Origin of the sequence: Maribacter sp. TH_r10 (genome assembly GCF_033101095.1) — a bacterium.
Classification (GTDB): Bacteria; Bacteroidota; Bacteroidia; order Flavobacteriales; family Flavobacteriaceae; genus Maribacter_A; species Maribacter_A luteus.
On record NZ_JAWMPY010000005.1, the window covers coordinates 214,731 to 238,205 of the forward strand.

The window sequence follows — 23,475 nt, forward strand, 5'->3', positions numbered from 1 at the left end:
AAGGATTATTAATAGGGGATATCTTGAAAATAAGCTTGTTGCGGATACTAAAAATGTTGTATATTTGTGCCACTGAAAGGATATTAAGGTATTCATGAGGGGACAATTTGTCCCCTCTTTTGTTACTGAAAATTATGTTGAAGGATAAAGTAAAGGCCCTTTTGAACGAAGCCCTGGCCCAGGACGAATCACTCTTTTTAATCGATTTCACCATGGGTGCGGACAATAGCATACATGTGGTATTGGATGGAGATAAGGGTGTAAGCGTTCAAGATTGTATAAAAGTGAGTAGGGCAATAGAACATAACCTGGATAGGGACGAGGAAGATTTTTCCTTGACCGTTACTTCTTCGGGAGCTGCGTCCCCAATGGTTGACCCACGTCAATACAAGAAGAATATTGGTAGAAAAATAAAGGTGCAGACCATCGAGGAATCGTATGAAGGTAATCTTACCGGAGCCGATAACCAGGGTATTGTGCTGGAATGGAAAGCAAGGGAACCCAAACCCATAGGAAAAGGGAAAACAACGGTTCAGAAAAAAAAGGAGATCTTATTTTCTGATATTAAGGAAGCAAAAGTTATTTTAAAATATTAATTGTAGTATATAAATGGAAAATATTGCGCTGATTGAGTCTTTTTCGGAATTTAAGGATGACAAATTCATTGACAGGGTAACATTAATGGCAATCTTGGAAGATGTTTTTAGAAACGCGCTTAAAAAGAAATTCGGTTCCGATGAGAACTTCGATATAATTATAAACCCTGATAAAGGGGATTTGGAGATATGGAGAAACCGTATCGTAGTTGAAGATGGGGAAGTCGAAGAGCCAAATGAAGAGATTTCATTGTCCGAGGCAAGGAAAATCGAGCCCGATTTTGAAGTTGGTGAAGATGTTTCTGAAGAGGTGAAATTAATTGATTTGGGTCGTAGGGCGATTTTGGCATTACGTCAAAATCTGATTTCAAAGATCCATGAACACGATAATACCACCATATATAAGCAATTTAAAGACTTGGAGGGTGAAATTTATACCGCTGAAGTACATCACATAAGACATAAGGCTGTAATTTTGTTGGATGATGAGGGTAATGAGATTATTTTGCCTAAAGACAGACAAATTCCATCTGACTTCTTTAGAAAAGGGGATAATGTCAGAGGGGTTATCGAAAGTGTGGAGCTTAAGGGAAATAAACCTACTATTATTATGTCAAGGAGTTCCCCTCGCTTTTTGGAGCAGCTTTTCTTTCAGGAGATACCAGAGGTTTTCGATGGTTTGATCACTATCAAAAAAGCAGTTCGTATTCCAGGGGAAAAGGCCAAAGTGGCTGTTGATTCCTATGATGATCGTATTGATCCGGTCGGTGCCTGTGTAGGGATGAAAGGTTCCAGGATACATGGTATCGTTAGGGAGTTGGGAAATGAAAATATTGATGTTATCAACTGGACGAGTAACCCTCAGTTGTTGGTAACCAGGGCATTGAGCCCTGCAAGGGTTTCTTCGGTGAAACTAAATGACGAAAAAATGACCGCCCAGGTTTATTTAAGGCCTGAAGAGGTTTCCAAGGCCATTGGTAGGGGAGGTCATAATATCCGTTTGGCAGGAAAACTTACGGGTTATGAGATAGATGTGTTCCGTGAAGGGGTAGAGGAAGATGTGGAGTTGACCGAATTTTCAGATGAAATCGATGCTTGGATCATCGAAGAGTTCAAGAAAATCGGAATGGATACTGCAAGAAGTGTGTTGGAGCAAGATGTGGACGATCTAGTGAAAAGAACGGACTTGGAAGAGGAAACGATTTCCGAAGTTGTTCGTATACTTAAAGAAGAATTAGAAGATTAGCTATATATTAGCGGCAGTTTTAGAATAAGGAAGTAATATTTATGGCAGACAATGCAACAATTAGACTTAATAAGGTACTAAGGGAGCTCAATATCTCTTTGGACAGGGCAGTGGATTTCCTAAAGTCGAAAGGGCATGAGGTTGAGGCGAGGCCCACTACAAAGATATCTGAGAAGGTACACCAAGTGCTATTGGATGAGTTCCAAACCGATATGAGCAAGAAAGTTGCTTCTAAGGAAGTAGGGGAGGAGAAAAGAAAGGAGAAGGAAGCCATAAGATTGCAGGTAGAGCAAGAGCAAGAAGAGCGGAGGTTGGCGCGTGAAAAAAGGGCTGAGGCCTCTGAACGCATCATCAAGGCCAAAGTTGAGCTTGCCGGGCCTAAAACTGTAGGTAAGATCGATCTTAATCCTAAGAAAAAGGCAGATCCGGTTGTAGAGAAGAAAATTGAAGAAGTAAAGAAAGAGGAAGATTCAGCCAAGGTAGAACCTAAGAAAGTTGAGGTTGTCAAAAAAGAGGAGCCTAAGAAAGTAGAGGTTAAAAAAGAAGAAGTTAAGAAGGAGGAGGTTAAGAAGGAAGAGGTTAAAGAAGTTGTTGCCCAGCCCATTGTTGGGAAAGAGGAAAAACCAAAAACTCCAATAGCTAAGGAAGAGAAAGCCGAGGATGTTGCTCCTGCAGCAGAGGAAGAGCCAAAGAAAGAAGAGAAGATAAAAACCCAATATCAAAAACTTAGTGGTCCTAAGATAATGGGGGACAAAATCGACCTTAGTCAATTTAATAGGCCTAAGAAGAAAAAAGAGGACCCAAAGGCCTCGAAGGACAATACGGATAGGAAAAAAAGAAGAAAAAGGATTGTCAGTAGTCCTGGTAGTGGTCCTGGCCGTAATACCACCCCTAGAACAGGTGGTCCTGGAAACAGAAAAGGAGGTAAACGTTTTGCGACGGTTAATAAAGTTGAACCTTCTGAAGAAGATGTTCAAAAACAAGTACGGGAAACCTTGGAGAAATTGCAAGGGAAATCCAAGAAAGGAAAAGGCGCAAAATATAGAAGGGATAAAAGGGACCAACACCGTCAGCAAACCGAAAAAGATCTGGAGCAACAAGAACTTGAAAGTAAAATACTTAAAGTTACCGAGTTTGTTACCGCAAGTGAGGTTGCGACCATGATGAACGTTAGTACAACGGAAATTATTTCTGCCTGTATGTCGCTTGGTATCATGGTAACCATGAACCAAAGATTGGATGCTGAAACCTTGTCCATCGTTGCGGATGAATTTGGTTATGAGGTAGAGTTCGTTACAGCTGATATTGAAGAAAGTATCATAGAAGAAGAGGACGCACCGGAAGACTTAAAACCAAGGGCTCCGATAGTGACCGTAATGGGACATGTTGACCATGGTAAGACTTCTTTGCTGGATTATATTCGTGAAGAGAACGTTATCGCAGGTGAAAGCGGGGGCATTACACAGCACATTGGTGCTTATGCGGTGACACTTCCCGGCGGACAAAAAATCTCATTCTTGGATACCCCAGGTCACGAGGCCTTTACGGCAATGCGTGCGCGAGGGGCCCAAGTTACTGATATTGCGATTATCGTTGTGGCTGCTGATGATGACATTATGCCACAGACCAAGGAGGCCATTAGCCATGCCCAAGCAGCTGGTGTGCCGATTGTTTTCGCAATAAACAAAATAGATAGGCCTACGGCCAATCCTGATAAGATTAAAGAAGGTCTGGCACAAATGAATTTGTTGGTCGAAGATTGGGGAGGTAAGATCCAATCCCATGATATCTCGGCCAAAACAGGTGAAGGTGTTAAGGAACTATTGGAAAAAGTACTTCTTGAGGCCGAATTGTTAGAATTGAAGGCCAATCCTGATAAGTTAGCATCCGGTACGGTCGTTGAGGCCTTTTTGGATAAAGGAAAAGGTTACGTGTCGACAATTCTGGTTCAAGCAGGTACCCTGAAAATCGGGGATTATGTTTTGGCCGGTACCTGTAGTGGTAAGGTCAAGGCCATGCAAGATGAAAGGGGTAAAGAGGTAAGTGAAGTCGGACCTTCGTCCCCAATTTCAATCCTTGGATTGGACGGTGCCCCACAGGCGGGTGACAAATTCAATGTATTGGAAGATGAGCGAGAGGCAAAACAAATTGCAACGAGGAGGTCTCAATTACAAAGGGAACAGTCGGTGCGTACGCAAAGACACATCACATTGGATGAAATTGGAAGACGTATTGCCTTAGGTGATTTCAAAGAATTGAATATTATCCTTAAAGGTGATGTGGATGGTTCCGTTGAGGCGTTGACTGATTCTTTCCAGAAATTATCAACCGAAGAAATTCAGGTCAATATTATCCATAAAGGGGTAGGGCCAATAACCGAATCCGATGTGCTTTTGGCTTCGGCTTCCGATGCGGTGATTATCGGGTTTAATGTGAGGCCAATGGGCAACGCAAGAATGGTCGCTGAAAAAGAAGAGATAGATATTCGTATGTACTCGATTATCTATGATGCTATCAATGATCTTAAGGATGCGATGGAAGGTATGCTTTCACCGGTAATGAAGGAAGAGATTACCGGTACTGCGGAAATTAGGGAAACATTCAAGATTTCTAAGGTCGGTACCATTGCAGGATGTATGGTGACCAATGGAAAAATATTCCGTAACTCCAATATCCGCTTAATACGTGATGGTGTGGTGATATACACAGGAACCTTGGCTTCGTTGAAACGATTTAAAGATGATGTCAAAGAAGTCGCGAAGGGATATGATTGTGGTTTACAGATAAATAACTATAATGATATCAGGGAATTGGATATTGTAGAGGCATTCCAGGAGGTAGCTGTTAAGAAGAAATTGAAATCAAAATAAAATAAACAATTAATATTAGGCAAAAAAAATCGACTTGATCAAGTCGATTTTTTTGGTTTTAAAAGCATTGCATCAGGATATTTGGCGCGAACTTCGATAAATTTTCTTTCGGCCTCGAGTTTTGTTTTGAACCGCCCGACCCGAACACGGTAGGTGGGTGAGTCAAAATCTATTTTTGAAAATAGGTCGGGGAAATCAATCTCCACATTTTCCTTTATACGTTGGGCTTTGGCATATGAACCGAAGCCAACCTGTATTTTATAATAATCATGACTTTCATTCGATGATTTGTAAATGCTTAATAAGTCTTTGATCCGATTGTCTTCTTGTATGTTGACGTGTCCGTTCTGTGCGACACCAACGGTGGTCGACAAAGCGATAAGACCAGTAATTAACAGTTGCTTCATTATTATGTAGTTATAATATGGATTGCGTTTTTGCAAAAGTAAATTTTAAATGAATAAGGTAAACTTTTCTTTCTTATTTAGAATAATTATAAATTGAGATTATCAATACCTTAACATTTTGCAAATAAAGTCTAATCCTTATTTTTGCCCTCAATGCAGGTACGGTTTCTTTGAATGTGTTTATCCTTTAATATAGTAATAACCGTGCCAAAATTTCGATTGAAATATTCTATATATGAAAAAGGTAACATACCGCAATCAAATTTCTAGAGTTTTAGGTGTTAGTCTAGTAGTTTTTCTACTTTTTTCCGGTGCTATTTTTGGGCAGGATGAAGCTGCGGCTGCTGGTGATCCAGCAAAGGGTAAGGCTCTTTTTAATCAAAATTGTGCCGCATGTCATGCATTGAATAGGAAAATGACCGGCCCGGCTTTGGCAAATGTTGAATCCCGTCTAAGTGAGGATGAAGGTTTAGATCGTGAATGGATCTATGCATGGGTTAAGAATAGCCCAGGTGTTATAAAGTCCGGTGATGACTATGCGAACAAGGTGTTCAATGAGTATAATCAGGCGCCTATGACTGCTTTCCCGACATTGTCGAACGGTGATATAGATAATATTTTGGCGTATACCGCCGCACCTCCTCCGGAGCCCGTTGTTGCTGAGGCCGCAGTAGCGGAAGAAGGGTCTGGGGATTCTTCTGGAATTTCCAATGAGTTGATATTAGGGGCTTTAGTGATAATATTCGGGCTTTTGGTCATGATGTTGGTATTGGTTCAAAGAACCCTAAGGCGTATTGCGGTTGCCAATGGTCTTGATTTGGAAAAAGAAAAGGCGGAACGCGGTTTGCCGTTGTGGAAGGCATTCGCACAGAATCAGTTCTTGGTTTTGGTAACTGTGGTTTTATTGTTGTTGTCCGGTGCTTATTTTGCATATGGTTGGTTAATGCAAGTTGGTGTTGATCAAGGGTATATGCCAATCCAAGAAATTCATTATTCACATAAGATCCATGCGGGTGATAATAAGATCGATTGTAAGTATTGTCATTCATCTGCCCGTGTTTCCAAGCATTCAGGAATTCCTTCCTTAAATGTTTGTATGAATTGCCATAAATCTATTTATGAGTACAAAGGAAATGCCGAAGGTCCTTCAAAAGAAGATTTGGCCAATGGTTATACCAATGAATTCTATACAGGGGAGATAAAGAAATTGTATAAGGCCGTTGGTTGGGATGAGGACAATCAAAGTTATACCGGTGAAAGCAAACCCGTAGAGTGGGTGAGAATCCATAACCTTCCCGATTTGGTTTACTTTAACCATTCACAACACGTTTCCGTTGCTGGTATTGAATGCCAGACTTGTCATGGTCCTGTAGAGGAAATGGAAATCATGTACCAGTATGCTCCGTTGACCATGGGGTGGTGTATCAACTGTCATAGGGAAACCAATGTCAAGGTTGAGGACAATGAGTATTATGCAAAAATACATGAAGAGCTTTCCAAGAAATATGGGGTCGAAGAGCTTACTGCTGCCCAAATGGGTGGTTTGGAATGTGGAAAATGTCATTATTAATAAAATTAAGTAGCTAATTACAGATATAGTATGGCATCAAACAAAAAATATTGGAAAAGCGAAGCGGAGTTAAATCCAAACGATTCCATTGTTGAGGCGCTAAGACAGAATGAATTTGTTGAGGAAATTCCTGTTGATGAATTTTTGGGGGACAAAGAGAAACTGTCCTCGACCAATACAAATAGAAGGGATTTTTTAAAATACGTAGGTTTTAGTACTGCGGCTGCATCTTTGGCAGCCTGTGAAGGGCCGGTTAAAAAATCGATTCCTTATGTTGTTCAGCCTGAAAGGATTATTCCTGGAGTAGCGAACTATTATGCAACTACAATTGCCAATGGTTTTGATTTCGCTAGTGTATTGGTTAAGACCCGTGAAGGTAGGCCGATAAAAATCGAGAATAATACAGATGCCAAGGTTAATGGTGGTGCAAACGCTCGTGTTCAAGGCTCGGTATTGTCCTTATATGACAGTACAAGGTTGCAAGGACCTGTAAAAGGGGGTGAGGCAATTGAGTGGAGTGCATTGGATGCTGATGTCAAGGCGAAATTAAACGCCTCGAAAGGTTCTGGTAAACAAATAGCTTTGTTGACCCAGACCTATGCTAGTCCATCGACTTCAAAATTGATTGCGGAGTTCAAGGAAATGTACGGTTCAGTGAATCATGTTGTATATGATGCAATTTCCGAAGATGCTGCGTTAACTGCTTTTGAGGCTAGATATGGTGAAAGGGCTTTAGCGGACTATGATTTTGAAAAAGCCGAGGTTATCGTTTCTTTCGGAGCTGATTTCCTAGCTGACTGGCAAGGTGGGGGATATGATAGTGGATATTCCAAAGGACGTGTGCCGAAGAATGGCAAAATGTCCAAGCATGTTCAGTTTGAAGCCAATATGTCTTTGACCGGGGCCAATGCGGATAAGCGTGTTGCCTTAACACCTATGCAACAAAAAATTGCTCTTGCCAAGCTGTATGCCAAATTGAACGGTACTTCTATAGGGGGTGAAATTCCTGAATATGCACAACGGGCCATTGATGCTGTTGTTGCTGAAATAGATAAGAACAAAGGTGCGGCGGTTGTCGTTACCGGTTTGCAAGATGTGAATGCCCAGGCGGTTGTTCTGGCAATCAATGAAAGTTTGGGTAGTAAGGCGTATGATGCCAAAGCGCCCAAATATATCCGTCAAGGAAGTGTTAAGGGTTTAAATGCATTGGTAGCGGACATGAAGTCAGGTCGTGTTGGTGCATTGATTATGGATGGTGTTAATCCAATGTATACTTTGCCAAATGCTTCTGAGTTTGAAGAAGCACTTGGAAAGGTGGATTTGTCTGTAAGTTTTTCAACAAGTTGGAATGAGACTACAGAGGTTATCCAATATGCTGCTGCGGCAAACCATTACTTGGAGTCTTGGGGGGATACCGAAATTAAAAAAGGCCATTATAGTCTTATACAGCCAACGATAAAAGAGCTTTTCGATACACGACAATTCCAAACGGCCTTGTTGGCTTGGATGGATAGTGATAAGAGTTATTACGATTATATAAAAGAAACATGGGATGCTGATGTATTGGGAGGTGCTGATTGGAATCAGGCCCTGCATGATGGTGTATATGTTTCAGGGTCAAATTCAATAGATCAATTTGTTGAAACCGTTGCGAGTACGGTAGGCCTGGATGAAGTTGATACTTCCGGGGTCGATATTTCATCGGCAGTAAGGAACTTATCCAAAGCCGTTAGTGGTGGAGGCATGGAGCTTACTTTGTATTCTAAGGTAGGTATGGGAGATGGTCAACAAGCCGGTAACCCATGGTTGCAAGAATTTCCGGATCCAATATCGAGGGTATCATGGGATAACTATGTAACGGTATCCAAAGCTGATGCTATTACATTGGAATTGGTCAATGAACATGCTGCAAACGGAGGTTTGGATGGTAGTTATGCAAAATTGACCGTTAATGGTGTTACCGTGGATAATGTTCCTGTTTTGATCCAACCCGGTCAGGCGCCAGGATCTATAGGTCTTGCTTTAGGTTATGGTCGTTCGGTAGGTATGAAGGAAGAAATGAAAACAGGTGTTAATGCCTATCCTTTATATCAAGGGTTTAACAATGTGCAATCCGTAACCATTGAAAAGACTGCTGGTATGCATGAATTTGCATGTATACAATTGCATAATACCTTAATGGGTAGGGGTGATATTATTAAAGAAACCACATTAGAGATCTTTAACACGAAAGATCATGCAGAGTGGAATAAAGTTCCGATGGTCTCGTTGGACCATCAAGAGGTAGAAGCTACATCTGTTGATTTATGGGATAGCTTTGATCGATCTATCGGTCACCACTTTAATATGTCCATAGATCTAAATGCTTGTACCGGTTGTGGGGCTTGTGTTGTTGCCTGTAGTGCAGAGAACAATGTGCCTGTTGTCGGTAAGGAAGAGGTAAGGCGATCTAGGGATATGCACTGGTTGCGTATAGACAGGTATTATTCTTCTGAAGATACCTTTGAAGCTGATAATACCAAAAAGGAAGAGTTTGATGGCTTGTCCGGAGATAAAGGTTCTTTAGGTGGTTTTGGTGAGTTGGAAGATCCGGCTACAAATCCTCAAGTAGCTTTTCAGCCTGTAATGTGTCAGCATTGCAACCATGCACCTTGTGAAACCGTTTGTCCTGTTGCAGCGACATCCCATGGTCGACAAGGGCAAAATCAAATGGCATACAATAGGTGTGTAGGTACAAGATATTGTGCTAACAACTGTCCATATAAGGTTCGTAGGTTCAACTGGTTCTTATACAATAATAATGACGAGTTCGATTTCCATATGAACAATGACTTAGGTAAAATGGTCATCAACCCTGATGTTACCGTTAGGTCTAGGGGGGTGATTGAAAAATGCTCTATGTGTATACAGAAAACACAAAAGACCATTCTTGATGCCAAACGTGATGGTAGGGTAATCAAAGATGGAGAGTTCCAAACAGCTTGTTCTATGGCTTGTAGCAATGGAGCGATTGTGTTTGGGGATGTCAATGATAAGGAAAGTAAGGTCGCGGAATTGAAAGAAAGTGATCGTATGTACCACCTTTTGGAGCATGTGGGAACAAAACCTAATGTATTCTATCACGTTAAAGTGAGAAATAACAACGAAGCGTAAAAATATTATTTAGCAAAGTAACTATAAAAGATTATGGCGTCGCATTACGAAGCACCTATACGAAAACCCTTAGTTCTTGGAGACAAAGGCTATCATGATGTAACAGTTGATATAGCCGCTCCTGTTGAGGGAAGGGCCAATAAGCATTGGTGGATAGTATTTTCCATTGCGTTGGCAGCATTCCTTTGGGGAATCGGCTGTATTATTTATACTGTTTCCACTGGTATCGGAACCTGGGGTTTGAATAAAACCGTAAACTGGGCTTGGGATATTACAAACTTTGTTTGGTGGGTAGGGATAGGTCACGCAGGAACCTTGATTTCTGCCGTTCTATTATTGTTCAGGCAAAAATGGAGAATGGCCATTAACCGTTCTGCTGAGGCGATGACTATTTTTTCGGTTGTACAGGCCGGTCTTTTTCCAATTATCCATATGGGTCGACCATGGTTGGCATATTGGGTGTTGCCAATACCAAACCAATTTGGGTCATTATGGGTAAACTTTAACTCCCCATTGCTTTGGGATGTATTTGCGATTTCAACATACCTTTCTGTTTCTTTAGTGTTCTGGTGGACAGGTTTATTACCTGATTTTGCCATGATCAGGGATAGAGCGGTACTTCCTTTCCAAAAGAAAATATATGGCTTGTTAAGTTTTGGATGGACAGGCCGTGCCAAAGATTGGCAACGATTTGAAGAAGTTTCCTTGGTCTTGGCTGGTTTGGCTACGCCATTGGTACTTTCAGTGCATACCATTGTATCCTTTGACTTTGCCACATCGGTTATTCCTGGATGGCATACCACGATATTCCCGCCATATTTTGTTGCTGGGGCGGTATTCTCAGGATTCGCAATGGTAAATACCTTATTGATTATCATGAGAAAGGTTTCCGGATTGGAAGCTTACATTACCGTACAACATATTGAGTTGATGAACATCGTTATCATGATCACTGGTTCAATTGTAGGTTGTGCATATATCACTGAATTGTTCATGGCTTGGTATTCAGGTGTTGAATATGAACAATATGCTTTCTTGAATAGGGCTACAGGGCCATATGCTTGGGCTTATTGGGCTATGATGAGTTGTAATGTGTTCTCGCCACAATTTATGTGGTTCAAAAAACTGAGAACCAGTATTATGTTCTCTTTCTTTATTTCCATAATCGTAAATATCGGTATGTGGTTCGAGCGTTTTGTGATTATCGTAACATCATTACATAGGGATTATTTACCTTCTTCATGGAGTATGTTCTCCCCTACATTTGTAGACATAGGGACTTTTATTGGGACTATTGGATTCTTCTTTGTTCTTTTCCTTTTATATTCAAGGACATTCCCGGTAATTGCACAGGCAGAGGTGAAAACCATTTTGAAATCTTCTGGAGAGAAGTACAAAAAATTAAGGGACGCTGGTAAACCGTTATATCAAATCAGTGCGAATAGTATTGTTAAGGAAGAATTGTCCGAGGTGATAGAAGAAGCTCCAAAAGATGCTGAAAAAAACGTTTCAAGTTTGTTGGATTCTATTGGGACCTTCGATGCGTCTAAAGATAAGGCCGATGACCTTAAGAAAGTAAAAGGTATTGGACCCCAAATGGAAAAGACATTGAATCAAATCGGAATTTTCACATTCGCCCAAGTAAGTCGAATGACAGAGAAGGAATATAATTTATTGGATTCAATAACAGGTTCGTTCCCGGGTAGGGCGCAACGTGATGATTGGGCCGGTCAAGCAAAAAAATTAAATAACAACTAAGAAGATATGGCATCTAAAGTTATACATGCATACTACAATGATGACGACGTGCTGATGCATGCTGTCAAAAAGGTGAAGGACGCCAAGCATCATATAGAGGAAGTGTACTGTCCTTTCCCTGTTCATGGTTTGGATAAGGCCATGGGGCTTGCTCCTACTAGAATAGCCATAACATCGTTTCTATATGGTTGTGTGGGTCTTACTGTGGCAATCTTGATGATGAACTTTATCATGATCCAGGATTGGCCTCAGGATATTGGCGGTAAGCCAAGTTTTAGTTATTTAGAGAACATGCCTGCTTTCGTACCTATTATGTTCGAGCTAACGGTTTTCTTCGCAGCGCATTTAATGGTTATCACTTTTTATCTTAGAAGTAGATTGTGGCCATTTAAAAAGGCTGAGAACCCAGACGTAAGAACAACTGATGACCATTTTGTAATGGAGTTGGCCATTCACGATAACGAAAAAGAATTAAAGAATTTATTGATGGGTACCGGTGCGGTAGAAATCAATGTATCAGAAAAGTAGTCCTAAGATGATGAACAGTTTTATTAAAGTAGGAATAACATTTGTAATGGTACTATTATTGGCTTCATGTGCCGATGATAGCAGACCTAACTATCAGTACATGCCCAACATGTACGAGCCAGTGGGCTATGAGACCTACCAAGGGTTCAATGAAGAGGATGCCACTAGGATTGCTTTGTTCAAAGGGGTTTCTGAAGCTATGTTGCCACCTGATAATACTATTCCAAGAGGTTGGATGCCTTATGGTATAGAGAATACGATGGAAGGAAAAGAACTTTCAAGGGTGAATCCTAGTCCTTTGGATTCATTACAGTCAGAAGCCAATATGGCCAAAGGTAAAGAGCTTTTTGATATTTATTGTGCAATTTGTCATGGGACAAAAGGGGATGGTCAAGGCACATTGGTCAAAAGAGAGAAGATTTTGGGTGTCCCAACTTATGCGGATGCAGCCCGGGATATTACGGTTGGTAGTACGTATCACGTAATATATTATGGTTTGAACTCCATGGGGTCGTATGCCGTGCAATTGAACCATGAAGAACGTTGGCAAGTAGCCGAATACGTTATGAAATTGAAACAAGATTTATAAAATAATACATAGATTAAGATATGTACACGTTTTCAAGCAGACTTAGAATGGCTTCCTTCATCATGATGATCGTAGGGGTATTAGGTATCGGAATAGGGTTTATGTCGGCCCCAAGCACGGTTGAAGAAGCTAAAGCTTTAGTGGCCAGTCATGGTGATGCGCATGCCGAAGAGGCTGCACATGCAGTGGCAACAGAAGAACATCATGCTGAAAGTCATGATGCCGCACACGACGAACATGTTTTGCACCAACTGCAGAATAAACCATGGTCGGCATTGTATGTTGCTGCATTTTTCTTCTTTATGATTGCATTGGGCGTATTGGCTTTTTATGCAATTCAAAGGGCTGCACAGGCAGGTTGGTCCCCACTCTTATTTAGGGTAATGGAAGGTATTACATCATATTTGGTGCCCGGAGGTATAATCGTGTTCGTTATTTTGGTGTTATCCGTATTGCATATGAACCATTTATTTGTATGGATGGATGCTGATGTCGTGGCACATGATCACCTTCTACAAGGTAAAGCAGGTTATTTAAACCCAACATTTTTCCTAATTCGTGCCGCCGTTTTCTTAGGGGGATGGATATTGTACAGGGAGTACTCAAGAAAATTATCATTAAAGCAAGATGAATCTGATGATAACTCGAACTTTAAATTGAATTTCAGGATTTCAGCTGCATTTTTGGTATTCTATTTAATTTCCGAATCCATGATGTCTTGGGATTGGATTATGAGTGTTGACCCACATTGGTTCAGTACTTTGTTCGGTTGGTATGTGTTTGCAAGTATGTTCGTGTCGGGTATAACTGTTATAGCCATGGTAACCATTTATTTGAAGTCAAAGGATTATTTACCGGAAGTAAATGATAGCCATATTCATGATTTAGCTAAATTCATGTTCGGTATAAGTGTCTTTTGGACCTATCTTTGGTTCTCGCAATTTATGCTTATCTGGTATTCCAATATACCGGAAGAGGTAACCTATTACGTAACGCGTATCCAGGATTTCAAGCTTCCTTTCTTCGGAATGGTCGTTATGAATTTCGTTTTACCATTGTTGTTGTTGATGAACAGTGATTATAAAAGAATCAATTGGTTCGTAATCCTAACGGGTATTATCATATTAGTGGGTCATTATATGGACATCTTTAACATGATCATGCCTTCAACGGTAGGCGACCAATGGTCAATAGGTATTCCTGAGATAGGGTCTGTATTGTTCTTCGCCGGATTGTTCATTTTCTGGGTCTTTAGGGCATTGACCAAGGCACCTCTTCAGCCTAAACGTAATCCGTTTATCGAAGAGAGTAGACATTTTCACTATTAATTTTTACAGTATAGATCCCGTACTTCCTAGTATAAACTGGGTCGTACGGGATTATTGTTTTAACACTGCATTGGATAGGTTTCTTTTCAATGATGGTGGGTTTAAGTTTTTTTTATTAAGTTTAGCGAAATTTTAAATTATACAATGACTACATTTTTGATTTTAGCTGTTTTGGTTCTAGTGGCAATTGCAATATGGCAAATGACCAAGATTTTTGAATTGTCGCAAATTAAAGCTGTGAATTCCCAAATTGCGAATGACACGGATAATAAATACAATGGTTATTTGTTATTCTTGTTTTTGATTTTCATTTATGGGATAACCATTTTTAGTTTTTGGAAATACGGAAAAATGCTTTTACCCGAAGCGGCATCCGCACATGGCGCTGAATATGATAATTTAATGCTCGTGTCCATGGTGATAATATTTTTCGTTCAGACCATTACTCAGGCGTTATTACACTACTTTGGGTATAAGTATAGGGGAGAGCAAGGTAAGAAAGCCCTTTTCTATGCGGATAATGATAAACTCGAGTTCATATGGACCATCATACCGGTCATTGTCTTGGCAGGTTTGATCTTATGGGGTTTATATACATGGACCAGCATAATGGATATCAATGATGAGGATGATCCCATTGTTGTTGAGTTGTATGCGCAACAATTTAATTGGACGGCAAGATATGCCGGTGCTGATAACGTTTTAGGGGATGCGAATGTTCGAATGATAGATATTGATAGGGCCAATATCCTAGGTGTCGATGAATCGGATGACTATGCGAAGGATGATATTATCGTTAAGGAATTGCATTTGCCCGTTGGTAGAAAGGTAAATTTCAAAATGCGGTCACAAGACGTTCTTCATTCGGCCTATATGCCACATTTTAGAGCCCAAATGAACTGTGTGCCCGGTATGATCACACAATTCTCTTTTACGCCGTCAATTACGACTGCGGATATGAGGAATAAGCCCGAAATAATAGACAAGGTAAAAAGAACCAATACCATTAGGGCCGAAAAAGCCGCTGCAGGTGTTGAGAATTCAGACCCTTGGGAGTTCGATTATATTTTACTTTGCAATAAGATCTGCGGAAAATCCCATTATAACATGCAAATGAAGATAATCGTAGAAGAGGAAGAGGATTACAACAAATGGCTTGCTGAACAGCAAACCTTTTCTCAATCAATGGCATCAGTTCAATAGAATTACTAAAAAATAAAAAAAAGAAATATTTATGTCGGCCACAGCACATGCACATATAGAAGACCACGCAGATGATCACGGGCATCATCACAAGGAGACTTTTGTGACCAAATACATTTTTAGTCAAGACCATAAAATGATAGCAAAACAGTATTTGATTACTGGGGTTTTGTTTATGGGCTTTATCGGTATTGCAATGTCATTATTATTTAGGATGCAATTGGCATGGCCAGGGGAATCGTTTTCGGTTTTCGAGGCATTGTTAGGTAAATGGGCACCGGGAGGTGTCATGGATGCTGATATATATTTAGCCTTGGTAACGATTCATGGTACCATTATGGTGTTTTTCGTACTTACGGCCGGATTAAGCGGTACGTTCAGTAACCTGCTTATTCCTTTACAGATTGGGGCACGTGATATGGCATCAGGTTTTTTAAACATGGTTTCCTATTGGTTGTTCTTTATATCTTGTGTGGTCATGCTCTCTTCTTTGTTCATAGAGGCGGGACCTGCGGCTGCTGGTTGGACGATTTATCCACCTTTAAGTGCCCTTCCAATGGCACAGCCAGGTTCAGGGTTGGGTATGACCCTTTGGTTGGTGGCCATGGCCATATTCATTGCTTCATCCCTTTTAGGTTCTTTGAATTATATTGTAACCGTAATTAACCTAAGAACAAAGGGTATGTCAATGACCAGATTGCCATTAACGATCTGGGCATTCTTTGTTACGGCAATTATAGGTGTAGTATCTTTTCCGGTACTATTGTCAGCAGCGCTTTTGTTGATTATGGATAGAAGTTTCGGTACTTCGTTCTTCCTATCCGATATATTTATCCAAGGGGAAGTGTTGCATTACCAAGGTGGATCACCTGTTTTGTACGAGCATCTTTTTTGGTTCTTGGGTCACCCTGAAGTTTACATCGTATTGTTGCCCGCATTGGGAATTACCTCTGAGGTTATGTCAACCAATGCGCGTAAACCTATCTTTGGTTATAGGGCCATGATCGCTTCTATTATTGCAATAGCTTTCTTGTCTACCATTGTATGGGGCCACCATATGTTCATTTCAGGAATGAACCCATTCTTAGGTTCTGTATTTACATTCACGACTTTGTTGATTGCCATACCTTCTGCGGTTAAGGCCTTTAACTATATAACCACCCTATGGAAAGGTAACTTACAGTTGAATCCGGCCATGTTGTTCTCTATTGGCTTGGTTTCTACCTTTATAACTGGGGGGCTTACAGGTATTATCCTAGGGGATAGTACTTTGGATATTAATGTGCACGATACTTATTTTGTTGTTGCCCACTTTCACTTGGTAATGGGTATTTCTGCCCTTTACGGGGTATTCGCAGGTATCTACCATTGGTTCCCAAAGATGTTCGAGGGCAAAATGATGAACAAGAACTTAGGGTATGTACATTTTTGGATAACCGCTATATGTGCCTATGGGGTGTTCTTCCCCATGCATTTTGTCGGAATGGCCGGGGTGCCACGAAGATATTATGAGAATACGGCTTTTCCAATGTTCGATGAATTGACCGATGTTCAGGTGCTGATGACAGTTTTTGCTTTAATAGCCGGACTTGCACAGTTGGTTTTCTTAGGGAATTTCATCTATAGTATGTTCTATGGTAAAATAGGTCCTAAGAACCCATGGAAGTCCAACACTTTGGAGTGGACAACACCACAAGAACATGTACACGGTAACTGGCCAGGGGCTATTCCCCATGTTTATCGATGGGCATATGATTATAGCAAAACCGGTGAAGATGGTGAATATGTAATTCCAGGGCAAGATTTTATTCCTCAGAATGTACCCTTGGGGGATAATGAAGAAGAGGAAAACCATTAAATATCTAAATTAACCATATATAAAATGCCCAATTCACTGAGTTGGGCATTTTTTTTGATATTACCCAAGAAGTTGATTTGGCTTTTTTATGATATATTTAGTCAAATTAAATGGCGTTAGGTAATGAACATGGCGCTTTTAATCATAAAAACACACACCATTGAAATGAAAAAAATTATCACACTGATCGTGCTTTTGGTCTGTTATCAGACTTTCGCACAAAGAAAACCCAAAATTAAAGGCAGTAAGAACGTAATAGAAGTTCGTGAGGAACTTCCTTACTTTAATGGCGTTAAACTGATAGATGACTTGGAAATAGTGCTTCAGAGAGGCTCTGATAACGCTTATGTCATTAATGCTGATGATAATTTAGTCGATGTGCTTAAGTTTAAGGTGGTCGATAGTACTCTGGTCATTAGTGCTTTTTACAAGATAACCTCAAAAAAGAAGCTGGAAATCGTTGTTAATTATACCGAATTAGAGGCGATTACCATGCTAGATGGTAAGATTAATATGAAGGATGTTATTTCTTCGGACAGGTTTGTAGTGAATACTTATGGGCCTTCTAGGTTGGAATTGAATGCCACTGCCCCGATAATGGATGTAAATATGGAAGGTATGAGCTCGGGGGATTTTAATTTGGCCAGTGATTCATTGAAAATTTCCCTTAAGGATAGGGTCGATGCCCGCATATATACCGTAGGTACAACGAATACCATTCATATGTATGATAATGCCAGTGCCAAGGTTGAAGGAAATACTGAAATGCTTGCGGTTGAATTATATGATAATTCTAACTTAAAAGCTGAAAAAGTGGAAGCGACAAAGGTAGTGGCCTACTTAGAAGGTTCACCCAATACAAAACTTAAGGCAATCGAAGAATTTGATCTGTCTTCAAAAGGTTCGGCAAAGACGCAATTATATGGTAACCCTAAAATAGTCATAAAGGATTTTTTGGATACATCACAATTGCATAAGGAAAATTAAAAAGGATTGACCCGGGTATTTTTAGAAAAAGAAAATCCCCATTGCCTTGGCAATGGGGATTTTGGTTTAAAAAAGAGTATTGGTTGGGATTATAGTGCAACACCCTCTTTTGGGCCAGCTGCTATAATCTCAGGGTTTGTGTTCGCTTCGAATTTTTTGAAGTTTTCATTGAATAACTTGATAAGTTTCAATTTAGTAGCTTCATACTTCTCTTTGTCTTCCCAAGTGTTTCTTGGAATCAATACCTCAGAAGGTACGTTAGGACAACTTGTTGGGATTTGGAATCCGAATGCTTCATCTGTCACAAATTCAACATTGTCGAAAGAGTGATTGTGGATAGCATCAACCATAGCCCTTGTATATTTCAATTTCATCCTAGAACCACTACCTGTCCAACCAGTGTTGATCAACCAAGCATTAGCCTTGTGGGTCTTGATTTTCTCAGCTAACAATTCAGCATATTTGTTAGGGTGCCACATCATAAAGGCAGCTCCGAAACAAGCACTGAAGTTAGGGGTTGGTTCTGTAATACCCATCTCGGTACCTGCCATCTTAGCGGTATAACCGGAGATAAAGTGGTAACTAGCCTGTTCTGGAGTAAGTTTACTTACTGGAGGTAATACACCAAAGGCATCACAAGTAAGGAATATTACATTTTCAGGGTGTCCGGCAACACAAGGAATCTGTACGTTATCAATGAAATTGATAGGGTAAGAGGCTCTTGTGTTTTCGGTTATTGAAGTATCCGTGTAATCAACTTTTCTTGAATCCTTGTCATAAACCACATTTTCCAAAACGGTTCCAAAACGAATGGCATTGAAAATATCTGGCTCATTTTCAGGAGTTAAGTCAATGGCTTTGGCATAACATCCACCTTCAATGTTGAAAGTTCCTTGTTCAGTCCAGCAATGCTCATCATCACCGATCAATCTACGTTTTGGATCAGCACTTAAAGTTGTTTTTCCTGTTCCGGAAAGACCGAAAAGGATGGTTACATCATCTTTTTCACCAACGTTGGCAGAACAGTGCATTGGTAATACTCCTTGTAATGGCATTAAGTAGTTCATTACAGAGAAGATTCCTTTTTTCATTTCACCTGCATATTCAGAACCTAAGATGACGATTTCCTTACGTTCAAGGTTCAAATCGACACTGGTCTTAGAGGTCATTTCAGAAGTGTAACGGTTTGCAGGGAATTGTCCTGCGTTGAAAATAACGTAATCAGGCTCACCGAAATTGGCCAATTCTTCTTTTGTAGGCATGATCAACATGTTCTGCATGAACAATGCATGGTATGCCCTTGTACAAACGATTCTTGTTTTGATTCTATAGTTTGGATCCCATCCAGCGAAAGCATCAACAACGAAAAGGTGGTCACGTGTGTTTAAATAATCAAGAGCTCTTTCGTGGTTTACCATGAAAGTGTGCTCATCCAATCCCATATTGATCTTACCCCAATCAATGTTCTTTTCAGAATCAGGATGACGTACTATTCTTTTATCTTTTGGACTACGTCCTGTTTTTTCACCGGAATAGGTCATTAATGCACCTACATCGGAAATAGCAGTTCCTTTTTCCAAACGAAGGCCAAGTTCATATAACACGGGAACGCTGCTGTTCCTGTAAATTTTCTCGGTATCGATACCGTACTTTTTAAGACTAAATGCTGTTGACATTGTTTTCTGCTTTAAAATGGTTGTTAAATAATTCTCGTTTTTAATTTCTATGCAAATTTTGACAATTTTCGCCGTAAAAAAGATGACAATTGTCATGATTGTTACAAGTTAATCAACTATAACGATATATATGGTCAATTTGAAGTGATTTTTAACATATGATTTTCACTATCTTTGTTTTTATATGAATGAGTATTTGGATCCGACTACAGGTAGCTTTTCACCTGAGGAGATTGATATAGAAAGGGCGCTGAGACCGGTAACATTTGATGACTTTACCGGGCAGGAACAAGTGCTCGAAAACCTTAAGGTTTTTGTTGAAGCGGCCAATCAAAGGGATGAAGCATTGGACCATACCTTGTTTCATGGTCCTCCCGGATTGGGAAAAACGACCTTGGCCCATATTCTCGCTAATGAACTCGGAGTAGGTATAAAAATTACCTCAGGGCCGGTTCTTGATAAACCTGGGGATTTGGCCGGTCTTTTAACGAACCTACAGGAGCGGGATGTCCTGTTTATTGATGAGATTCATAGATTGAGTCCCATAGTGGAGGAATATCTGTATTCCGCGATGGAGGACTATAAAATCGATATCATGATAGAAACCGGGCCAAATGCCCGATCTGTACAGATTAATTTGAATCCGTTTACGTTGATAGGGGCCACGACCCGTTCAGGCCTACTTACCTCGCCAATGAGGGCTAGGTTCGGTATCCAAAGTAGGTTGCAATACTATTCTACTGAATTGTTGTCTACTATAGTGGAACGTAGTGCCGAAATCCTAAAAGTGCCCATTTCCCAAGATGCTGCCATTGAAATTGCCGGGCGAAGTAGGGGCACACCAAGAATTTGTAATGCCCTATTACGAAGGGTTCGCGATTTTGCGCAAATTAAAGGTAATGGTAGTATTGATATGGAAATATCTAGATACAGCCTAAAAGCGTTGAATGTAGATGCCCATGGTCTTGATGAAATGGATAATAAGATCCTAACGACCATAATCGATAAATTCAAAGGGGGCCCTGTGGGTATTACCACCTTGGCCACCGCAGTTTCTGAAAGTGCGGAAACCATTGAAGAGGTTTATGAACCTTTTTTGATTCAGCAAGGATTCATAATGCGGACCCCAAGAGGAAGAGAGGTGACCGAATTGGCCTATAAACATTTGGGCCGAGTTAAGGGAGGTACTCAACCCGGACTCTTTTGAACCATAAATCTAAATATACCCAATTGATAAAATCCGAAGCCAAACGCCTCGGTTTTTTGTCTTGTGGTATCTCCAAAGCCGAATTTTTAGAGGAGGAAGCTCCTAGGTTGGAAAAATGGTTGAAAGAAAATATGCATGGCGAAATGCAGTATATGGCCAATCATTTTGACAAGCGGTTAGATCCTACCAAATTGGTCGAGGGTTCTAAATCGGTTATTTCCATGTTATTGAATTATTATCCTGAAGGTAAACAAAGAGAAGGAACCTATAAAGTATCGAAATACGCCTATGGTCAGGATTATCATCATATAATTAAATCCAAATTAAAGTTGCTCCAAGAATTTATTACAGAAAATATCGGGGAGGTCAACGGTCGGGCCTTTGTAGATTCCGCCCCGGTATTGGATAAGGCCTGGGCAGCAAAAAGTGGGTTGGGGTGGATCGGTAAACATAGCAACCTATTGACCCAAAAAATAGGGTCGTTTTATTTTATTGCCGAACTGATTGTTGACCTTGAGTTGGATTATGATCATCCGGTCACCGATCATTGCGGTTCTTGCACCGCATGTATAGATGCATGCCCCACACAGGCCATAGTTGGCCCAAAGGTGGTTGATGGTAGTAAGTGTATTTCATATTTTACAATTGAACTGAAAGATGAGATACCCTTATCTTATAAAGGTAAATTTGATGATTGGATGTTCGGTTGTGATGTTTGTCAGGATGTTTGTCCGTGGAACCGTTTTTCAAAACCACATAAGGAACCTCTTTTTGATCCACACCCTGATATTTTGGAAATGACCAAAAAGGATTGGGAAGAAATAACAGAAGATGTTTTTAGAAAAGTATTTAAAAAGTCTGCAGTAAAGCGAACTAAATTTTCTGGATTGAAACGAAATATCGCATTTTTGAAAAAATAATTCCGCCCCGCAATCGATAGAGTTTCGACAACTCAGGTAATTTGGTTTGTATTTTTGCGATTTCATGGTTTATTGTGGTATCTTTTGAGTCATTTCGTAATTAAACCGTGAAATAAATGAACATGCTTAAAAAACCCAATCTGAGCTTTTGGCAAATTTTCAATATGAATGTCGGATTTTTAGGTATTCAATTTAGTTTTGGTCTTCAGCAAACAGCAATAAACCCGGTTTTTCTTTTTTTAGGGGCTCCTGAAGATATGTTGCCAATTTTGAATATTGCCGGTCCGGTAACAGGTTTGGTGGTTCAACCCATAATTGGGGCTATTTCGGATAAAACGTGGTCACCTCGTTGGGGAAGACGAAAGCCTTTTTTCTTGATCGGGGCGATAATCGGTAGTTTGTGTCTTTTCGCTTTTCCTTTGAGCCCGGCCTTATGGTTCGCTGTCGGTTTACTTTGGATATTGGATGTTGGTAATAATATGGCCATGGAGCCGTATAGGGCTTTTGTTGGGGATAAATTACCCGAAAAGCAATTGAGTTTGGGGTACCAGATGCAGAGTTTATTTGTAGGTGCAGGTATTGTTTTGGCCAATGCTTCCATTTTTTTGTTTCAAGATTGGTTTGGTGGTGATTCTGTAACCGACGTTGTGGGTACCATACCAAAATGGTTGTACTATTCGTTTTTTATTGGGTCCTTATTGTCTGTGGCAACTATTCTATGGTCGGTACTGAAAACTCCTGAGATCCCTCCTTCGGACAAGGAGCTGTCCGAAATAAATATGCATAAGGCTTTACCTTTTCTTGAGCGTTTCAAAATGCCTTTTATCGAAATCTCCAAGGCGGTAAAAGAAATGCCGTCTTTTATGTGGAAACTCTCTGTCGTTTATCTTTTTCAATGGTATGCGCTTTTTGTTTATTGGCAGTTCATAACCCCTTTGTTCAGGACAACAATGGGTTATGATCTTTCAGAAGCTGCCGCGCAGGCTGCTAAAATGAGCACGACCTATAATATCGCAACTATTGTTGTGGCCTTAATGTTGGTTCCTTTGACCTTGAAATATGGAGGTAAAAAAATATATGCTGCCAGTTTATTGGGTACAGGTCTTGCCTTATTGTCGATTCCTTACATTACCGATCCTATTTATGTCTTGATACCTATGGTCCTGTTTGGTATAGGATGGGCGGCCATGATGGGGATACCTTATACCATGGTATCCAAAATAGTACCTCAGGAAAGAAGGGGGGTGTACATGGGTATATTGAATATGATGATCGTAATACCAATGGGAATAGAAACATTGACCTTTGGGCCGATCTTTAAAAACCTCTTGGGTGGCAATTCAATAAATGCCATGTTATTTGCCGGTGTGTTCTTTATAATTTCTGCGATATTGGCTTTACGTTTGAATGTTTCCAAAGAAGAAAACAAGGTTTCAAATTTTTGATAAATTCGTTTCTTTGGATCTGTTAATCCTTAATTGTTTATCCCACAACTTTTAGCGAGTACTATGTGGTCGTTTAGGTAATATTTGCGACTAGAACTTATTTTTTTCGACATATTACCTTTAAATTTGACGTA

17 protein-coding genes are annotated in these 23,475 nt (G+C 40.3%); 15 read left to right on the forward strand and 2 right to left on the reverse strand.

Features of this window, described 5'->3' with window-relative positions; genetic code table 11:
- The first annotated feature begins 134 nt into the window (after positions 1 to 134).
- From rimP to infB, 3 genes are read left to right on the forward strand one after another with little or no spacing between them, the layout of a single operon-like run.
- The gene (gene rimP, locus R3X28_RS13765; protein ID WP_154364147.1) at positions 135 to 596 is read left to right on the forward strand and encodes a ribosome assembly cofactor RimP; all 462 of its coding nucleotides are present in this window, start codon (positions 135 to 137) and stop codon (positions 594 to 596) included.
- A 13-nt stretch (positions 597 to 609) separates the two neighbouring features.
- Positions 610 to 1,842: a transcription termination factor NusA gene (gene nusA / locus R3X28_RS13770; RefSeq protein WP_317665009.1), complete on the forward strand. Its 1,233-nt coding sequence runs from the start codon at positions 610 to 612 to the stop codon at positions 1,840 to 1,842.
- Positions 1,843 to 1,883: 41 nt separating this feature from the next.
- Complete coding sequence (gene infB / locus R3X28_RS13775; protein WP_317665010.1) at positions 1,884 to 4,712, forward strand: translation initiation factor IF-2; 2,829 nt, start codon at positions 1,884 to 1,886, stop codon at positions 4,710 to 4,712.
- Between the two features lie 38 nt (positions 4,713 to 4,750).
- Here infB and R3X28_RS13780 read toward each other — a convergent pair whose 3' ends face one another.
- Entirely contained in the window at positions 4,751 to 5,119 is a 369-nt protein-coding gene (locus R3X28_RS13780; RefSeq protein WP_154364141.1) for an SPOR domain-containing protein, read from the reverse strand.
- A 235-nt stretch (positions 5,120 to 5,354) separates the two neighbouring features.
- Here R3X28_RS13780 and R3X28_RS13785 point away from each other — a divergent pair, with 235 nt between their 5' ends.
- The 9 genes from R3X28_RS13785 (at position 5,355) to R3X28_RS13825 (ending at position 18,093) form a co-directional block, all read left to right on the forward strand.
- A complete protein-coding gene (locus tag R3X28_RS13785; protein WP_154364139.1) occupies positions 5,355 to 6,689 on the forward strand; it encodes a cytochrome c3 family protein in 1,335 nt (444 codons plus the stop codon).
- A gap of 30 nt (positions 6,690 to 6,719) precedes the next feature.
- On the forward strand, positions 6,720 to 9,842 hold the full coding sequence (locus R3X28_RS13790) for a TAT-variant-translocated molybdopterin oxidoreductase (RefSeq protein WP_317665012.1): 3,123 nt from the start codon (positions 6,720 to 6,722) through the stop codon (positions 9,840 to 9,842).
- Positions 9,843 to 9,875: 33 nt separating this feature from the next.
- A complete protein-coding gene (gene nrfD / locus R3X28_RS13795; protein WP_317665014.1) occupies positions 9,876 to 11,600 on the forward strand; it encodes an NrfD/PsrC family molybdoenzyme membrane anchor subunit in 1,725 nt (574 codons plus the stop codon).
- A 6-nt stretch (positions 11,601 to 11,606) separates the two neighbouring features.
- The gene (locus R3X28_RS13800; RefSeq protein ID WP_154364134.1) at positions 11,607 to 12,128 is read left to right on the forward strand and encodes a DUF3341 domain-containing protein; all 522 of its coding nucleotides are present in this window, start codon (positions 11,607 to 11,609) and stop codon (positions 12,126 to 12,128) included.
- A 10-nt stretch (positions 12,129 to 12,138) separates the two neighbouring features.
- Entirely contained in the window at positions 12,139 to 12,717 is a 579-nt protein-coding gene (locus R3X28_RS13805; RefSeq protein WP_154364739.1) for a c-type cytochrome, read from the forward strand.
- A gap of 20 nt (positions 12,718 to 12,737) precedes the next feature.
- On the forward strand, positions 12,738 to 14,045 hold the full coding sequence (locus R3X28_RS13810; protein WP_154364132.1) for a quinol:cytochrome C oxidoreductase: 1,308 nt from the start codon (positions 12,738 to 12,740) through the stop codon (positions 14,043 to 14,045).
- A gap of 144 nt (positions 14,046 to 14,189) precedes the next feature.
- Positions 14,190 to 15,248 carry a cytochrome c oxidase subunit II gene (locus tag R3X28_RS13815; protein ID WP_317665015.1) on the forward strand — a complete coding sequence of 353 codons (1,059 nt, stop codon included), beginning with the start codon at positions 14,190 to 14,192 and terminating at the stop codon, positions 15,246 to 15,248.
- Between the two features lie 31 nt (positions 15,249 to 15,279).
- Positions 15,280 to 17,106 carry a cbb3-type cytochrome c oxidase subunit I gene (locus tag R3X28_RS13820; protein WP_154364128.1) on the forward strand — a complete coding sequence of 609 codons (1,827 nt, stop codon included), beginning with the start codon at positions 15,280 to 15,282 and terminating at the stop codon, positions 17,104 to 17,106.
- A gap of 165 nt (positions 17,107 to 17,271) precedes the next feature.
- Positions 17,272 to 18,093: a GIN domain-containing protein gene (locus R3X28_RS13825; protein ID WP_317665017.1), complete on the forward strand. Its 822-nt coding sequence runs from the start codon at positions 17,272 to 17,274 to the stop codon at positions 18,091 to 18,093.
- Positions 18,094 to 18,182: 89 nt separating this feature from the next.
- On the opposite strand, the gene pckA is transcribed toward R3X28_RS13825, so the two are convergent.
- The gene (gene pckA / locus R3X28_RS13830) at positions 18,183 to 19,769 is read right to left on the reverse strand and encodes a phosphoenolpyruvate carboxykinase (ATP) (protein WP_317665019.1); all 1,587 of its coding nucleotides are present in this window, start codon (positions 19,767 to 19,769) and stop codon (positions 18,183 to 18,185) included.
- Positions 19,770 to 19,953: 184 nt separating this feature from the next.
- Between pckA and ruvB the strand changes: the two genes are divergently transcribed.
- The 3 genes from ruvB to R3X28_RS13845 all read left to right on the forward strand — a co-directional run bounded on the left by ruvB (position 19,954) and on the right by R3X28_RS13845 (position 23,341).
- Complete coding sequence (ruvB, locus tag R3X28_RS13835; RefSeq protein ID WP_317665021.1) at positions 19,954 to 20,976, forward strand: Holliday junction branch migration DNA helicase RuvB; 1,023 nt, start codon at positions 19,954 to 19,956, stop codon at positions 20,974 to 20,976.
- Positions 20,973 to 21,896 carry a tRNA epoxyqueuosine(34) reductase QueG gene (queG, locus tag R3X28_RS13840; RefSeq protein ID WP_317665023.1) on the forward strand — a complete coding sequence of 308 codons (924 nt, stop codon included), beginning with the start codon at positions 20,973 to 20,975 and terminating at the stop codon, positions 21,894 to 21,896. The genes ruvB and queG overlap by 4 nt, the downstream gene beginning before the upstream one ends.
- A 116-nt stretch (positions 21,897 to 22,012) precedes the next feature.
- On the forward strand, positions 22,013 to 23,341 hold the full coding sequence (locus tag R3X28_RS13845) for an MFS transporter (RefSeq protein ID WP_317665025.1): 1,329 nt from the start codon (positions 22,013 to 22,015) through the stop codon (positions 23,339 to 23,341).
- Positions 23,342 to 23,475 lie beyond the last annotated feature (134 nt).

Coding starts and splice junctions, on each gene's coding strand:
- R3X28_RS13815 (WP_317665015.1), top strand. CDS start 14,190: ATGACTACATTTTTGATTTTAGCTGTTTTGGTTCTAGTGGCAATTGCA.
- rimP (WP_154364147.1), top strand. CDS start 135: ATGTTGAAGGATAAAGTAAAGGCCCTTTTGAACGAAGCCCTGGCCCAG.
- R3X28_RS13820 (WP_154364128.1), top strand. CDS start 15,280: ATGTCGGCCACAGCACATGCACATATAGAAGACCACGCAGATGATCAC.
- R3X28_RS13805 (WP_154364739.1), top strand. CDS start 12,139: ATGAACAGTTTTATTAAAGTAGGAATAACATTTGTAATGGTACTATTA.
- R3X28_RS13825 (WP_317665017.1), top strand. CDS start 17,272: ATGAAAAAAATTATCACACTGATCGTGCTTTTGGTCTGTTATCAGACT.
- R3X28_RS13800 (WP_154364134.1), top strand. CDS start 11,607: ATGGCATCTAAAGTTATACATGCATACTACAATGATGACGACGTGCTG.
- R3X28_RS13810 (WP_154364132.1), top strand. CDS start 12,738: ATGTACACGTTTTCAAGCAGACTTAGAATGGCTTCCTTCATCATGATG.
- pckA (WP_317665019.1), bottom strand. CDS start 19,769: ATGTCAACAGCATTTAGTCTTAAAAAGTACGGTATCGATACCGAGAAA.
- nusA (WP_317665009.1), top strand. CDS start 610: ATGGAAAATATTGCGCTGATTGAGTCTTTTTCGGAATTTAAGGATGAC.
- nrfD (WP_317665014.1), top strand. CDS start 9,876: ATGGCGTCGCATTACGAAGCACCTATACGAAAACCCTTAGTTCTTGGA.
- ruvB (WP_317665021.1), top strand. CDS start 19,954: ATGAATGAGTATTTGGATCCGACTACAGGTAGCTTTTCACCTGAGGAG.
- R3X28_RS13785 (WP_154364139.1), top strand. CDS start 5,355: ATGAAAAAGGTAACATACCGCAATCAAATTTCTAGAGTTTTAGGTGTT.
- R3X28_RS13845 (WP_317665025.1), top strand. CDS start 22,013: ATGAACATGCTTAAAAAACCCAATCTGAGCTTTTGGCAAATTTTCAAT.
- R3X28_RS13790 (WP_317665012.1), top strand. CDS start 6,720: ATGGCATCAAACAAAAAATATTGGAAAAGCGAAGCGGAGTTAAATCCA.
- R3X28_RS13780 (WP_154364141.1), bottom strand. CDS start 5,119: ATGAAGCAACTGTTAATTACTGGTCTTATCGCTTTGTCGACCACCGTT.
- infB (WP_317665010.1), top strand. CDS start 1,884: ATGGCAGACAATGCAACAATTAGACTTAATAAGGTACTAAGGGAGCTC.